General features: G+C 41.6%; 14 protein-coding genes and 1 tRNA gene. 2 read left to right on the top strand and 13 right to left on the bottom strand.

Annotated features, from left to right (window positions below; all coding sequences use genetic code 11):
• Positions 1–794 precede the first annotated feature (794 nt).
• The 4 genes from ACFFAP_RS12375 to psbB all read right to left on the bottom strand — a co-directional run bounded on the left by ACFFAP_RS12375 (position 795) and on the right by psbB (position 4,896).
• The gene (locus ACFFAP_RS12375; RefSeq protein WP_375511495.1) at positions 795–1,529 is read right to left on the bottom strand and encodes an HAD family hydrolase; all 735 of its coding nucleotides are present in this window, start codon (positions 1,527–1,529) and stop codon (positions 795–797) included.
• A 170-nt stretch (positions 1,530–1,699) separates the two neighbouring features.
• The gene (locus ACFFAP_RS12370; protein WP_375511494.1) at positions 1,700–2,797 is read right to left on the bottom strand and encodes a 30S ribosomal protein S1; all 1,098 of its coding nucleotides are present in this window, start codon (positions 2,795–2,797) and stop codon (positions 1,700–1,702) included.
• 379 nt (positions 2,798–3,176) lie between these two features.
• Entirely contained in the window at positions 3,177–3,284 is a 108-nt protein-coding gene (locus ACFFAP_RS12365) for a photosystem II reaction center protein T (RefSeq protein ID WP_084227385.1), read from the bottom strand.
• An 82-nt stretch (positions 3,285–3,366) separates the two neighbouring features.
• Entirely contained in the window at positions 3,367–4,896 is a 1,530-nt protein-coding gene (gene psbB / locus ACFFAP_RS12360) for a photosystem II chlorophyll-binding protein CP47 (protein WP_375511493.1), read from the bottom strand.
• 557 nt (positions 4,897–5,453) lie between these two features.
• Here psbB and ACFFAP_RS12355 point away from each other — a divergent pair.
• A complete protein-coding gene (locus ACFFAP_RS12355; protein WP_375511492.1) occupies positions 5,454–5,945 on the top strand; it encodes a hypothetical protein in 492 nt (163 codons plus the stop codon).
• Between the two features lie 196 nt (positions 5,946–6,141).
• Here the strand turns inward: ACFFAP_RS12355 and ACFFAP_RS12350 are convergent, their stop codons facing one another.
• The 3 genes from ACFFAP_RS12350 to ACFFAP_RS12340 form a co-directional block, all read right to left on the bottom strand.
• Positions 6,142–6,360, bottom strand: coding sequence for a hypothetical protein (locus ACFFAP_RS12350; RefSeq protein WP_100902982.1), 219 nt, complete (start codon positions 6,358–6,360; stop codon positions 6,142–6,144).
• Positions 6,361–6,759: 399 nt separating this feature from the next.
• Positions 6,760–7,941 carry a low temperature requirement protein A gene (locus ACFFAP_RS12345; RefSeq protein ID WP_375511491.1) on the bottom strand — a complete coding sequence of 394 codons (1,182 nt, stop codon included), beginning with the start codon at positions 7,939–7,941 and terminating at the stop codon, positions 6,760–6,762.
• An 85-nt stretch (positions 7,942–8,026) separates the two neighbouring features.
• The gene (locus tag ACFFAP_RS12340) at positions 8,027–8,158 is read right to left on the bottom strand and encodes a hypothetical protein (protein WP_375511490.1); all 132 of its coding nucleotides are present in this window, start codon (positions 8,156–8,158) and stop codon (positions 8,027–8,029) included.
• A 415-nt stretch (positions 8,159–8,573) separates the two neighbouring features.
• On the opposite strand from ACFFAP_RS12340, the gene ACFFAP_RS12335 reads away from it, so the two are divergent.
• The gene (locus ACFFAP_RS12335) at positions 8,574–10,094 is read left to right on the top strand and encodes a reverse transcriptase domain-containing protein (protein WP_375511489.1); all 1,521 of its coding nucleotides are present in this window, start codon (positions 8,574–8,576) and stop codon (positions 10,092–10,094) included.
• Here ACFFAP_RS12335 and ACFFAP_RS12330 read toward each other — a convergent pair.
• The 6 genes from ACFFAP_RS12330 to rsmA all read right to left on the bottom strand — a co-directional run bounded on the left by ACFFAP_RS12330 (position 10,072) and on the right by rsmA (position 13,888).
• A complete protein-coding gene (locus ACFFAP_RS12330; RefSeq protein ID WP_375511488.1) occupies positions 10,072–10,239 on the bottom strand; it encodes a hypothetical protein in 168 nt (55 codons plus the stop codon). The genes ACFFAP_RS12335 and ACFFAP_RS12330 overlap by 23 nt on opposite strands.
• A gap of 145 nt (positions 10,240–10,384) precedes the next feature.
• Positions 10,385–10,456: transfer RNA gene (locus tag ACFFAP_RS12325), tRNA-Gly, on the bottom strand.
• Between the two features lie 167 nt (positions 10,457–10,623).
• On the bottom strand, positions 10,624–11,241 hold the full coding sequence (locus ACFFAP_RS12320) for a sporulation/spore germination protein (protein ID WP_375511487.1): 618 nt from the start codon (positions 11,239–11,241) through the stop codon (positions 10,624–10,626).
• Between the two features lie 368 nt (positions 11,242–11,609).
• The gene (locus ACFFAP_RS12315; RefSeq protein WP_375511486.1) at positions 11,610–11,939 is read right to left on the bottom strand and encodes a DUF3082 domain-containing protein; all 330 of its coding nucleotides are present in this window, start codon (positions 11,937–11,939) and stop codon (positions 11,610–11,612) included.
• Between the two features lie 84 nt (positions 11,940–12,023).
• Positions 12,024–12,977: a 4-(cytidine 5'-diphospho)-2-C-methyl-D-erythritol kinase gene (gene ispE / locus ACFFAP_RS12310; protein WP_375511485.1), complete on the bottom strand. Its 954-nt coding sequence runs from the start codon at positions 12,975–12,977 to the stop codon at positions 12,024–12,026.
• 68 nt (positions 12,978–13,045) lie between these two features.
• The gene (gene rsmA, locus ACFFAP_RS12305; protein WP_375511484.1) at positions 13,046–13,888 is read right to left on the bottom strand and encodes a 16S rRNA (adenine(1518)-N(6)/adenine(1519)-N(6))-dimethyltransferase RsmA; all 843 of its coding nucleotides are present in this window, start codon (positions 13,886–13,888) and stop codon (positions 13,046–13,048) included.
• Positions 13,889–14,755: the final 867 nt, after the last annotated feature.

The raw sequence follows: 14,755 nt of genomic DNA, 5'->3' as shown, positions 1-14,755 counted from the left end.
GGACATTAGCTGCAACTTAAAATTCCTAATATATTTCTACACAAAGGAATTTTACCCAGCAGCCTGTTTGGGGTTTGGGGACTTTTAGCAGTTCTTAAATGTGTGCAATACGCTCTGTTAAGGCATACACAAACAAGATAAAACAATCAATTTCTGACTCAGAAATTAATTATTTATCAGTGTATTTCACTTATCAGACAAGAATTCAGGAGTTAAAATTGGCAATTTAGAATTGAATTCTGTACAACTGGGATAGCGAGTCTAGGAGCGGATGAATAAATGGTTTAAGACGGCGACTAAATTGCTAGCGTAGCGTCTCCAAAGGAGAAGATTTAGTGGTCAACTACAAATAGGCGGGTTTCAATCCCCCACTAATTGATTTTGACTCCTGAATTCTGAGTTCTGAACTTTTTTATTGAGAATTGCCCGTACAACAACCCTCGAAAGAAATAGTAAGTTATTTGAGAAATATTTTATATCTATCTAAAGGAATAGATAAAGTAAATTGTGACAAATTATTACGGGAAAGTACGTAGATACGTAGCGGTGATACAGCCCCCTTGCTAGGGTTTCCCTGGGGAGCTACTTGCTCTACTTGGGGAGACCCTAAGTGGAGGCAGTAGGTTCCAGGGGTTGCCCTCGTTGTAGAAGTGGCGTCAGGCGACTGCGAACTCGGTAGCGAGTCAGACGCTCTTACGTAACTAACGCAAGGCTTATGAGTATCAGTGCTTGTCACTAGAGATTGCTGTTATCTAAGATACTCTCAACAACTATTTGGCGTCGCTAAAGGTAAACTAATGTTTTAAAATCTGGATTTCATCAAGTTGATTAATCACCACATCTGCACCTTGGACGTTATCTGGCTTACCTATCCAAGTGATACCAATACAACCTGCGGCTTTAGCATCACGCGCCATTTGCATATCACCAACGGAATCACCCACCATCAATGTAGCGCCTGGTTCGACTCCCAAAGCTTGGCAAGCTTGCAAAAATAGCACTGGATCTGGTTTACTCGGCCCCTCATCTACTCCCATTTCCAACTCGATATAATCATTTAATTGGTGATTCTCTACAAAGTTATGTACTTCATCACTTGTTGCAGCTGAGAGGATGCCGAGTTTCAAACCACTTTTCTCTAGGTATTTCAACAAGTCTAAGCTACCCACAAACAGGGGTGAAGGAGTTTTTTCAATGTATTTTTCCGCTTCATCCAAAGCTTGACGGGCTATTTTTAAGGATTCAAACCATCCTCTTCCTGTTTCGGCAATATATGCGGCAGCCGCAACTTCTGTTTCACGGCGACTCGCTACCGATATCAAACCCGCCGGATCTAGAAGATTGCCATTGATGCCAAATGCCATTAATAGCGGTTCCCCAATACCGGGAACTTGAGCGTCTATCAACCTGGCTGCTCTTTGTGCGAGCGATCGCAAATACGTTTCTGAATCTTCTAGAGTACCGTTTTTGTCAAACAAAATTGCCTGGATATTATCAAAAGTGATGTTTCTACATTTAATAGTTGCCACAATATTTCATTCCATTTATTTAGTTAAAATTCAGTTAAAAGTCAAGAGTTATGAGTTTTTATGCTTAACTCCTAACTGTTCCCAATTCTCCACATAAAAAAAGAGGGGAAAACCCTCTTTATACAATGATTTAATACTCTTACTTAAAAATAAGTAAAACTATAAATGTATTATTCTTCAATAGCTGCTGGAATTCCCTCTTCAGTTTCCGTTGCTGGTGGAATATCTTCTTCAGTTTCCGTGGCTGATGGAATATCTTCGTCAAGTTCTGCTGCTGGTGGAATATCTTCGTCAAGTTCTGCTGCTGGTGGAATATCTTCTTCTGCTACAACTTCCGCAGATGCAGCAGCCGCAGCAGTAGCACCTTGTTGCTTGGCTAACAGCTGTTCACGATACTTAGCAGCCATTTCTTCTGCTTTATCGTACACCAAATCCCGGTTTTTAATCATATCGCCGGGTTCGGGTTCTAGCTGCTTGGTAGATAGGGAAATCCGACCCCTTTCTGCATCCAAGTCAATGATCATAACTTTTACTTCATCATTGACATTGAACACACTATGAGGTGTATCAATATGTTCGTGGGAAATCTCAGAAATGTGTAGTAGACCACTGACGCCGCCAATGTCGATGAAAGCACCGTAGGGTTTGATCCCACGAACTGTACCAATAACTACTTCGCCGACTTCTAGGCGGTTCATCTTACGTTCAACCAGCGCCCGACGGTGAGATAGAACTAAGCGGTTACGTTCTTCGTCCACCTCTAGGAATTTCAATGGTAAATCTTCGCCGACCAATTCTTCTTTAGGTTTGCGGGTACTGATATGAGAACCGGGAATAAAGCCACGTAATCCCTCAATCCGTACCAATGCTCCGCCGCGATTGGTTGCAAATACGCCAGAACGGACAGTAGCATCTTCTGCTTGCAGCTGTCGCACGCGCTCCCAAGCCCGCATATATTCAATACGGCGAATGGAAAGAGTTAATTGACCATCTTCGTTTTCATCGGTGAGGATGAAAAATTCTCGGGTTTCGTTTGACTGTAAGACTTCTTCCGGGCTATCTACCCGGTTAATAGACATTTCTTGTATAGGAATATATGCTGCGGTTTTAGCACCAATGTCAATCAGAGCGCCGCGCGGCTCTATACTGAAAACTGTTCCTGGGACAACATCACCAGGGCTAAAATGATAATCGTATTTGTCAAGTAGAGCAGCGAAATCTTCGTGAGTGAATCCAATTTCTGTAGCGGTTAAATTCTGATTGACCATGCTGATTTGTTCCTGGTTCTAGTCTCCGTAAAGGTTGTGCAACAAGCGCGATGCGTTATGTAAACAGTTTTATGGCAGCTTACACTTAAACATCCTTTTTCATCCTAGCGCAGAAAAGCTAGTATTAACACATATCTACTCCCAAGATTGGAAATTATATCACAACAATTAGTCATTAGTCACTTGTACTGAGCGACTTGCCCTGAGTGCAGTCGTTCGCGTAGCGTCCCGTAGGGAAGGGAGTCGAAGTATTGGTCATTGGTCAATAGTGAGACACAACATAAAAGACAAAGGACAAATACAATAATATCCGTTGCTACTAAGGATCGTAGCAACGGATACTAACATTAAATCCGCTTAAAGGTCTGGTATATAGGATCTACTTATCTTTTGGTTTCTCAAAGCGAGGGGGTTCGCGAAATGCGATCGCAAAAAAGAGAGTACCTATACACAGAGTAAAAATCAAGATGTACGCAACGCTTTCCATATTACGATTTCCTGCCTATAGAGCCAGTAATTAAAGTTTTTAGTGCTGAGTCAGAGGCTTAACTCATAACTCAGCACTGAAATTATAGGGCTTCTTTCCGGCGGGTTGACTTGTCACCCACTTTCTGGAATAGACCCCACTCAACTTGCTCTTCTAGATCGGCATCAACACCAGCAAATACGTCTCGGTAGATTGTCCGAGAGCCATGCCAGAGATGACCAAAGAAGAACAAGAGAGCAAATACTGCATGTCCAAAGGTAAACCAACCTCTAGGACTGGTGCGGAATACACCATCAGAGTTCAAGGTTTCCCGGTCAAATTCAAAGATTTCACCGCCTTGAGCTTTCCGGGCATACTTCTTCACATCAGCTGGTTCTGTAAAGGTTTTACCATTGAGATCGCCACCATAGAAGCTGACGGTGACACCAGATTGCTCGAAGCTATACTTAGATTCTGCCCGACGGAAGGGAATGTCAGCGCGGATAATTCCATCTGCGTCGGTCAAAATCACTGGGAAGGTTTCAAAGAAGTTGGGGAGACGACGCACGGTCAATTCCCGTCCTTCAGAATCTTTGAATACGGCGTGACCTTGCCAAGATTGAGCAATGCCATCACCCTTGACCATCGGCCCTGTACGGAATAGACCGCCTTTAGCGGGGCTATTACCGACGTAATCATAGAAAGCCAGCTTTTCGGGAATCTGCGACCAAGCTTGGTCAAGGGTTGCACCTTGGGCAACACTTGTTTGGACGCGCTGCTGAATTTCTTGACGGAAGTAGCCTTGATCCCATTGATAGCGGGTTGGGCCAAACAATTCGATGGGAGTAGCGGCGTTACCGTACCACATAGTACCAGCAACAACAAAAGCAGCAAAGAAAACTGCTGCAATACTGCTAGAAAGTACTGTTTCAATGTTCCCCATCCGTAGGGCTTTGTAGAGCCGTTCCGGGGGTCTGACTGTGAGGTGGAATAAGCCTGCAATAATACCAACAACGCCAGCAGCAATGTGGTGAGCCACAATGCCACCAGGGTTGTATGGGTTAAAACCATCTGGGCCCCATTCTGGTGCTACTGCTTGCGCTGCTCCAGTTATACCGTAGGGGTCAGTAACCCACATACCTGGGCCAAATAGTCCGGTGAGGTGAAAAGCACCAAATCCAAAACAAAGTAGACCAGATAAGAACAGGTGAATGCCAAACATTTTTGGCAAGTCTAGGGCAGGTTCACCAGTGCGGGGATCTCTAAAGAGTTCCAAATCCCAGTAAACCCAGTGCCAAACGGCAGCTAGGAACAAAAGACCGGAGAGAACGATGTGAGCCGCAGCAACGCCTTCAAATGACCAGAAGCCAGGATCGGTTGCTGGGCCACCAGTAACGTTCCAACCACCCCAAGATTGGGTAACGCCCAAACGTGACATGAAGGGCAGGACGAACATCCCTTGACGCCACATCGGATTGAGAACCGGATCGCTAGGGTCAAAAACAGCCAGTTCGTAGAGTGCCATCGAACCAGCCCAGCCTGCTACTAAGGCTGTGTGCATTAGGTGTACAGAAATCAGCCGCCCTGGATCATTCAGAACGACTGTATGTACTCGGTACCAGGGTAGTCCCATCGACTACGCTCCTCCTCGATGAGTTAGTTTACAAAGCAATTTTCTTACTGAGATTCTGAGAAACGAAACTCGCCACTCAGAAAACTCTCTCTTGTTTTTTGTTATTGCCAGAGCCAAAGCCTTACCACAGCTTAGTCTTATAAGTTAGACAGCGTGGGTACTTTGGCAATGCTTACTCGCTCCCTTGAGATTTACCCTGTAGGGTAGCCATCGCCAAGCAAAAATGAGAATGTTTTAAAAAGTGTAACTATTGATGGAATTGTTTGCAAGCGTGTAAATTGATGCGATCGCGTAGCATGTCCAAGTTTTTTCGCTACCAATCGCTGTCGGGGATGAAATTTGCTTATTTTTTCTTTACGAGGGGAGTGGGGAGTGAGGCAGGGGGAGCAGGGCAGATAAGATATGAATCTTATATATAAACCTTGATATGAAAACCTTGTATAGAAGACATTTTAAATTTCTGACAAGTTTAATATCTACTAACAACACCATTATGTAAGAAATAGAGAAGACAAAAGAGGTAGTAGCACCACTTCGTGATCTTAAAGCCGTGGTATTTGGAAGACTTTATCAAATTGGGCTTTGATCGCGAAAAAATCTCGTTTACTGAGTATTTACAGTTTTTCTACAGCGATCGCACCACAACGAATCGCCTGTTGTCACACAAGCTGGCTCATTTGATTTATAGCTCATCCAGTATCGTGCATCTAGCCATTATCGAAGCCATTGAAGAAACGGGCAACGTATTGTTTGAACTTATAGGAAAACTGGCAGAACAAATTGAAGAGGAAACGGGTATCGAATTGCGCTACTGTGGGAAATTCCATTTTAGTAAAGAATCTGGTCATGCTATGACTTGTGACCATGCCATCATGGCAGAGATAGAAATGGATGAACAAACAAGTGCCGAGGCTATTGAAAAAGTCAATTTGGTGTTTGCTTACTTTACTGAATGGACGGAAGAATTGCTAGTGTATGCCAAGCAAAACCTGAATCATCCCTATGAACCACTCATGCGTGATTTCAAAAGGGAGATGGACTTGGTTTAGCTTCCCTGAGATTTGTCTTGAATGGGTAGCACGGGTAATTCGGAGATTTTAGGAATTACCCTGACTGTGATCAACGCAAAAGAATCTATGCATTCTGTGTAGCACCCCCTATGGCGATCAATCAATATAGATAACTTTCCAAAATCTTTATAAGACTAGCGTCAAGAATGACTAAATACTCAACCAGTCGCCGATCTTAAACTCTGGATGTCGGTTTCAAAAATAGCCACGCCACAAAGAACGTAGCGGCTGTGAATATTTGCGTTAAATCCAAAGCAGATAGATAGCCATCCGCAAATGAAGCAATGCTGCGATCGGTAATGCCGAATACCCAGGATGACAATCCAAACAGCCAGATTCCATTCTTGAGATTTCCGACGAATTCCTTAGAGTCTGATGGTTCTTTGTCTTTCATGATCTTCTGTTCTATTGGTGAAAAATTTGATGATTGATGCGAAATACTTGCCATTAAGAATTTTTTCTGACTCCTGACGCTAAATTTACACTTCCTATTAATAATATTAATAAATATTTCAGCTACTTGACTTAATTGCCTAAAGGTAGGTCTCCTAATGATGACATTCCACCTTTGGTTCTGTCACCTCCGATAGACGGGAATGTGTTGAGTTCTTAGCTTTACAACGTCAGGTTTGAATACTGAGATTACATAATCTTTAAATAACTATATGAAAATTTATTGATAATTTATTTAAAATCCTCCATAGGATAGATGCCTTACAGATAAATCCTCAGAGTTAAATTGCGTGGATACATAGTAGTAGCGCACAGATATGTGCTACTACTACGCTATGAGCTAGATTTCTGGGTCAACCAAGCGGGTAGTGGGACGACTCTGATATAAATCTTGAACGACTTGGACAGCAGAAACTACAGCTACAAGGGCAATGACTGCAACAGGTAACAAACCTTTGCCAAAGATAGCGATCGCTAGCAGCACGACTGCACCTCCAAGTCGATACTGGGAACGAATTTTGCAATAACGGATCACCCCAAATCTGTGGAGAATACTGACAGCTATAGAGCATAATGCTACTGAACCACAGATGAGCCATCGCTGGGAATCGGGTAGTGCTAAAGTTGGCTTACTCAACAAAATTTGTTCTACGCCGACTCCAGCAGCAGCAATCCCAATCACTAGCGGTAAATGGGTGTAGAGCCAGAGATTAACAACACTAACTTTTCCATGTGTCCGCGCCTTCTCAATAGGTGTGCCACCCAGATTATCAAAATAGACCCACCACCAGCTAAAGGCGATAATTAGACCAAACACGCTAGAAATTACAGTTAAAGTATCCCATTTCTGCTCAGAAACACCGTTGACTACTGCAATGATTGCTTCACCCAAAACAATAATGGTAAACAGCCCGAAACGTTCTGGTAAGTGGGAGGCGTGAGGGAGTAACCCGATCTGAAACTTACGTCCTGTTAGGGGTGTAGCAAAGTCAATAATAATTCCCAGTGTCCAAAATCCGAACCGCCAAGGGATGGGTACAGATGCTGATATTAACCAAAGCAAGGCTGCGATCGCAAAACCAATAGCGTAGCGAGTGGTCAAAGGACGTGCAAAGTGGATATGTCTTCCAGCCCGGACGTACTCTATTACCAGCACAGCCCGACCAAGAGCATAGGAAATCGCAAAACCAGGCGAACTCTCACCCAAACCGTGGTGGATATTAATAGCCATCGCTGCTGCTGTCAGCATTTGTATACCAATCAGCAGCCTATGTCCCACATCATCGCTGTCAAAGCGGTTGGCATAGAATGTGGTGCCAATCCATGACCACCAAACTGGTATAAATAGAACTACAAACCCAAATAATCCAGATACAGAGATATCCTCGTTGAGATTGTGGGCGAGTTGAGAAACTGCAACTACAAAAACCAAATCATAAAACAGTTCCAGCCAAGTGGCGCGTCGTTCTTCTTGAGTGTCTTCACTAATGCGTAATCTTGGTGGTTGGAGAAAATTTGCCATAGTGCTAATTGCGAATCGCTAATTGATTTTTTTTACCATTAGCTGTCATCCATTAGCGAGTGCGTATATGTTTCTGCGTAAATTCTTAAAAACCTGCTGAAAATTCGGTAACTTTGGCATTGTCCCAATCTCCTTCAATGTACTGCCAACCCATGCTGGTGAGTTGTTGAACGGTAGGCAGTTCTACATGAATATACTCAGGAGTTTGTTGGGGCATAAATTATTTTGACAAGTCTTATAGAATGATTTTAATGAATCCACTCTATCCGTTTTCGAGTAATAATACTTAATCTGTGTTTTTTTGGTATAGAAAGTTCTAGTTAGAAGCAATTGACTAATAACTGATGATATGCTGTCTAATAATGCTGGGTTAGGTCTTTGAACCTGCCGGAAGATGCCTAAAAGCATCTTGATCCCAAGGGGGCTGCTTTTCCAACTGTGATAAAATCCAGGTATGGAATAAACAATAAAGATCCACCTTACTAGGAGTTTCTTTATACCTGTTAGAAATAATAGGTAGTGGTTATACTCTACACCATCGTAGAGGAGACAGGTTGAGGGAGTGTCTAGCGTTCTCTGTCCGCCTTAGCAGTAAGCACTTCCAAATAATTAAATCACTACAAAATAAAACTATGTCCAAGGATTTGGACGATTTACTCACTGAATACTTTCAGCCGGAGAAGCTAAAGGCTGCGTTTAAAGCTTACGAACAACAAAAAACGGACTTTTTCCAGCAGGGTGAGCCAAAAGTTCAGATGGGGGTAGATGGTATTTCTTACCAAACCTTTAAAAAAGAACTTGATTTACGTTGTCAGCTTCTATCAAATAGATTATTTAAAGGTACATATCAGTTTTATAGTTTTCGAGAAATAGAAATTCCCAAGCCATCTGGTGGAAAGCGAGTTTTATCGATTGCGACTATACGCGATGTTATTGTCCAAAAAGTATTGTATGATGCTATTTACAAAGAAATAGAAAAAGATTTTCAAGCCACACCTAGACTAGATAAAGTATCTTGTGCATATAGAAAGGGAAAGTCTGCACCCTATGCAGCAAGCTTGATTCATCATTATATTAAACAAGGTTTTATATTTGCCTTAGATGCTGATATAATAAAGTTTTTCGATAAGCTATCTCACGAATATCTTCTTGAAATTATAGAGAGAAAGTTTGGTCAAGATACTCTAACTAATAAATTATTAATACGGTTTATCAAAGCTGGTGGACTTCCACATAAAAATCAACGTGGCAAAACATACGGATACCGTTTTTTTCATCATTATAAGCCTATTTTAAATAATCAAAGAATTATAAGAACTCAGGGTATCCCTCAAGGCGGTGTACTTTCGGGAATGCTAGCAAATTTATATTTACATGAATTTGATTGTTGGGTTATCAATGATTTATCGAAAAAATATTCTCTAAGATACGTCCGTTATGCCGATGATTTTGTAATACTTTTAAAACAAAAAGAATTAATTTCTATAGTACATCAAGAAGTTGCTCAAAAATTACGAGATATAAAGCTGCAATTACATACTGATGAAAGTAAAACCAAATATGTTGATATAGCTAAAGATTTTCTAGAGTTTGTTGGTTTTCAATTTACTCTTGAACATATCAAAGTTAAACCAGGAAACATTTTAAGATTTCAGCAAAGAATTATAGAAAAGATTAATAAAGAGCCGTCTTATAAAACTGGTGAAAATTTGGAGCGTAGATTTAGCTTTTTTATCAAATATGTGATTAATAGAAAAGTAACTGGGCGTGGTGAGAAAAAATGTGATGTATGCGATGGTGTGCTAGGAGAAAGAGTAAAAAGTTGGATGGGCTTTTTTATGGTTATTACAGACATTCAACAAATACGCGAATTGGACAAATGGATTCGGAAAGAAGTCAGCAAACACTTTTATAAAAATTACAAACTTCGTCTGAAAAAATCAGACTTTAAAAATGCAGGATTAATTACTCTTGAGCAAGAGTATTACAGACTTCGTAAACGAAAAGCCTGTTCATGTGAAAAATTTAATTGTTCTTCAAGTCCAATAAATGACAGTAACGCCATACTGCATACAGAGGTAAGGCAAACTCTATGTTGGAATTTTATTTGGAACTTTCTTGAGAGAACATTCAAGAAGTTATTTGCTCTTTAATGTTTAGCCAGTTTTGCTCATGCAAACGCTGCCAAGCTTTGGGAATATGTTCAGGCTTAAATAGCTTGCGCTTGCGTACACCGAATGGGTTGCCGCAGGCGATCGCCTGCTCACTATCTTGTGCTAGTTTGGGATAACGGCTCAAAAATAATTACCTGCACATCTGGTAGTTGGGCGAAGGCTAATTCTATCAGTGGCTTAACATCAGCCCAAATGGTGACATCAATTTGTTAAAAGTGACATTAACCTGTCAACAGTGACAAATAATTAGTTAATGTACATGATTTTAAAGCGGGCGATGGGACTCGAACCCACGACGTTCACCATGGGAAGGTGACATTCTACCACTGAATTACACCCGCGAATTGCTGCCATAAACTTAGGGCTAAAATCAATAATACCACTATTTACAGCTGTTTGAAATTGGCTAGAACATAGTTTTCGCAACTGCTGATGCATGAGTCCTATGGCTGTTCAGATTGGGAAATCTTTTTAGCTAGCTGATGACGGTACTTACTACCATATTTAACTAAAGAACAATGTCTTCACCTCGCTCGGTGAAGCGAACCTCTTTTATATTCCATTGGGCATTACTTGTTAGGGTTTTGCGGAGACTGCCAAACAGAGCAAACTGTTCACAACTAGAAAGAGAAGCTATTTGTCGCTTTGAATCAGGGGATATTCGCAAATCAACTGTAGCAATGCCATTTTTGATATTGACACGATACCCAGACAAGCTCAAGTCGCTTGTATCTCGTTTTTCTAAAATTTTACTCACTACATTTGTCACTGGTTCCTCAGCTGGTACTGAAACCTTTTCTGGAATGAGTTCTTGACATTGGGTATCACTTGTATACATCGTGACGTTGGTAGTTTTGCTAGTGACAGCTTTAGGAGTTGATGAGGAAAGCGTATTTTCCTTAAGAGATTTTTGATTAGGAGATTTTTCTCTTAATTGAGCTACGCTAGGAATTTGGCTGGGAGTCTGAGACGATGCCCTATTCATCGGTGTTGTGGTAGGGGATGGCGTTCCACTGTAAATATTAGGAGCAGTGGGGTTAGAACTACAACTGCTGAGGCTGACAACAACTGTCACAAAAATAAGGGGTAAAAAATATCTCTTGGTTGTGCTCATAATTTTGCTCATAAGTGATGTTGCTGCTATTAACTTCAGTGTAGCTGGTATCAATTCCACATAGATTTGTGAATATTGAGCCAGTTTATAAAGTGTCAACCCGATAAAGTCGAGGGCTATACTATACACCGAAATTACAACATCTGCTGTTCAAGGAGCGATGTCTGACAACAAGCCCAGGAAGCGTCTACGCCAATTCCAAAAAGCTTAACCAGAATAAGCAGAGGTGCAGAAAACAAAAATATACTGCTCCTTGGTTAAATCAATGTGGCCTATTTATCAAAAAATAGCTGTAAGTTTAAGCAGATGATTATCTTACCTAAACCCTCTACTATAGAGGATTTGCTCAGAGCGATCGCTGTCCGATTAAAAGTAAATTACTAGTTTTCACTACTTTTCTGCTTGCTCAATTCCTGCACTAATAATTGCACTCCCAAAGCCAACAAACCAATTGCTACTATACCAAATATCCCGCTTCCTAAAGCAACTACACCAACAACCAGAGTCCTAACAGCAGAAGAAATCTTAATTACCAATGGATTAATTGAATGGAGAGGTTTAGTAGCAAAATTTGTAGCGATCGCAATCATCAGCGAATACATTGCATATCCCATTCCTCCAGAAATAACCGCCCCAGTTAAACAGCGTAAAGGACTCGCTGTCGCCTGTATTTTATTATCCGTTTGTGGCGTTAAATTTTGGTCACTCATACGATTTTGGATTTTAGATTTTGGATTGGGCTATTAGGAATAATTCTTGTCTATCCCCTATGCTTCATTAACGAAAAAAATTATTTAAACAGACGATGCCACTTTAATACCATGTGTGATTGTCCGAGTTACAAACAATTCTAAGTCTTTATCAAGAATTGCTTCTCTCACTTGCAGCAAAACTAGTTCTGCCTGCTGTTTAGACTCAAAAAGAGCAAATACTGTTGGCCCAGAGCCAGACATCATTGTTCCTAAAACGCCTTCTTGATTTGCAAAAACTTCTCGCAGTTGTAAAACTTGGGGATAGGCTGGCAATACCACGCGCTCTAAATCATTGTGCAGTTTTTGGGCTATTTCTCCCATATCTTTATCCAGGACAGCTTTTACTATTGCTCCTGAATGAACTGCATTAGCAGGCTCTGCCAAGTTGTCGCTATCTCTAATATAAGAATGACCAAACTGCTGTCGATAGGTTTTGTATGCCCAAGGTGTGGAAACTTCGAGACTGCGGTATTTCCCCAATACTATAAATATGTTATCTAAACTCGGCAGGGGAGAAAGTTGCTCACCTCTACCTGTTGCGATCACAGTTCCACCCGCTACACAAAATGGGACATCTGAACCAAGTGTGCCTCCCAACTCTTCTAATTCTGACTGAGTTAATCCCAACTTCCACAGTAAATCTATTCCCACCAACACAGCTGCTGCATTCGTCGAACCCCCAGCCAACCCAGCAGCGACAGGAATCTGCTTATTAACGGTAATCTCCACGCCCCCATATTTAGCAAAGGCTTCGGGAAATTGCCTCACCATTAATTCTGCTGCGCGGTATGCCAGATTACTTTTATCTGTCGGTACTTGTGGGTGGTTGCAGTAAACACGGATGCTGTCAGTGCTGATGGAACGGACATCAACTTGGTCTGCAAGACCAATACTTTGAAGTATCATGGCTAACTCGTGATAGCCATCGGGGCGATTGCCAATGATTTCCAGATACAAGTTGATTTTGGCAGGGGCAATTAGGCTGTAGGAATGCATTTTCTGGGAATGAGGAATGGGGAACGGGGAATAGGGAATGGGAAAAAATCTACCAAGTCATGTATTTCCTACTCCTCACTCTCCATTCCCAGTTTATTTGCTAGAATTACCCATTGCTGAACGCTGATGTCTTCGGCTCTAGCTTGGGGATTTATTTTTAATTCTTCCAGTAAGTGGCTCAAGCGATCGCGTTCTATAACAGATTGCAAATTATTTCGTAACATTTTGCGCTTGGCACCAAACCCCAACTTTAAGAAATTCTCTAATTGTCGAGGATTAAGTGCTGGTATTTCTATTTTTCGGGGACGCAATCGCACCACTGCTGAATCGACTTTTGGCGGTGGATGGAATGCGGCCGCTGGAACTGTGCAGATTAACTCACACTCAGCCAAATACTGTACCCGCACGCTCAACGCCCCAAAAGCTTTTGATCCTGGTTTAGCATATAACCTTTCTGCTACTTCTTTTTGTACTAGCAACACTATTGAGTTAAATGGTTCAGGGTTAGGGTTGGCGATCGTACCTAGTAGTTTCTCAATGATTGGCCCTGTTATGTTGTAGGGAATATTGGCTACTACTTTATTTGGCTTTTGGAAATTGGGAAAGACTGCCAGATAAGATGGTAAATCTAGAGTGAGAAAATCGCCTTGCAGCAGTAAAAAATTTTCAGTCTTACCAAGCTGCTTTGACAACAATTGGCACAAATCGCGGTCTATTTCAACTGCAACCAGAGATTGCACTAAGGGTAATAAACGACGAGTCAGAATCCCGGTTCCGGGCCCAATTTCTAAGATGCGATCGTCTTTGGCGGAGTGATCGCTTTCTGTACACTCTGCTGCTTTAATAATTGCGTCGAGCGCCTTTTCACTTTTGAGCCAATGTTGAGCAAAGACCTTACGCGGTCGGATCATCTGTATTTATTGCCTAGTCTAGTTTTTAGCTTTTTCTCAAAAATTCATTATAAATTTTGAAGTCCCTTTACAGCGCTAGCCTCACTGTAACGCCTATCTTCTCTTCCAAACGCTCCGAAAAGGTAACGGTGGCGATTGCGTAAATGTCCATATCAGCGTCACCTGTAGGATGGGAGTCTTAAACCGCAAGCTCCGCAACAATTATGCTTTTATATACTTATACATAAGAGCATAATTGATTGCGTGAAAAAACTTCGTACAACTCGAAAAGGCTGATTCCCTACTCCCTACTCCCTACTCCCTATTCCCTGCCTACGCAAAGAAGTTCAGAAATAAAATCGGATTGCTATAGTTAGTTCGAGCATTTGGATTCAGGATAAACCCCTCCAGCAAGACTACCTCCTGCCTTTTTCGATAATCATTACTATAATCACTCAAGCTGCATCAGTTCCCATTTAGAGACAAGCAACGTGCATTATTCACACACTCAGGTTTAGCCACTTCGTTGTCGCCTTGCTCCTGTTGCTTGACCCATTCACCTGAAAGTAATGCCAGTCAAGCGATTTGCGATTTTATAAAAAAAATAAATTTCCCCCTTGACAAAAAAGGGGATGAGTAGTTACTCTAGTTAAGTGGGAAAGCAAAAGAAGCCAACCACCGCTGAACCTGAAAAACATAATATTTTGAAAGCTTAAGAAAAAACCAATCCTCGTCAAAAGATTTTATTTTTGGGATTTCCCAAAAAGGTAATCGAAATTATAGATAGGATTCCGGGAAATATTTTTTTTCGGAGCCACAAACTCGAAACACAACAAAACGGAGAGTTTGATCCTGGCTCAGGATGAACGCTGGCGGTATGCTTAACAC

It is taken from the genome of uncultured Nostoc sp. (genome assembly GCF_964245575.1).
Lineage (GTDB): Bacteria > Cyanobacteriota > Cyanobacteriia > Cyanobacteriales > Nostocaceae > Nostoc.
The sequence above is the reverse complement of the archived record's forward strand: the minus strand, read 5'-3'. Positions and strand labels throughout refer to the sequence as shown.

Excerpts from the sequence above, each read along its gene's own strand:
- ACFFAP_RS12370 (WP_375511494.1), bottom strand. The coding sequence starts at position 2,797 with ATGGTCAATCAGAATTTAACCGCTACAGAAATTGGATTCACTCACGAA.
- ACFFAP_RS12365 (WP_084227385.1), bottom strand. The coding sequence starts at position 3,284 with ATGGAAAGCGTTGCGTACATCTTGATTTTTACTCTGTGTATAGGTACT.
- psbB (WP_375511493.1), bottom strand. The coding sequence starts at position 4,896 with ATGGGACTACCCTGGTACCGAGTACATACAGTCGTTCTGAATGATCCA.
- ACFFAP_RS12350 (WP_100902982.1), bottom strand. The coding sequence starts at position 6,360 with ATGAAAGACAAAGAACCATCAGACTCTAAGGAATTCGTCGGAAATCTC.
- ACFFAP_RS12345 (WP_375511491.1), bottom strand. The coding sequence starts at position 7,941 with ATGGCAAATTTTCTCCAACCACCAAGATTACGCATTAGTGAAGACACT.
- ACFFAP_RS12340 (WP_375511490.1), bottom strand. The coding sequence starts at position 8,158 with ATGCCCCAACAAACTCCTGAGTATATTCATGTAGAACTGCCTACCGTT.
- ACFFAP_RS12335 (WP_375511489.1), top strand. The coding sequence starts at position 8,574 with ATGTCCAAGGATTTGGACGATTTACTCACTGAATACTTTCAGCCGGAG.
- ACFFAP_RS12320 (WP_375511487.1), bottom strand. The coding sequence starts at position 11,241 with ATGAGCAAAATTATGAGCACAACCAAGAGATATTTTTTACCCCTTATT.
- ACFFAP_RS12315 (WP_375511486.1), bottom strand. The coding sequence starts at position 11,939 with ATGAGTGACCAAAATTTAACGCCACAAACGGATAATAAAATACAGGCG.
- ispE (WP_375511485.1), bottom strand. The coding sequence starts at position 12,977 with ATGCATTCCTACAGCCTAATTGCCCCTGCCAAAATCAACTTGTATCTG.
- rsmA (WP_375511484.1), bottom strand. The coding sequence starts at position 13,888 with ATGATCCGACCGCGTAAGGTCTTTGCTCAACATTGGCTCAAAAGTGAA.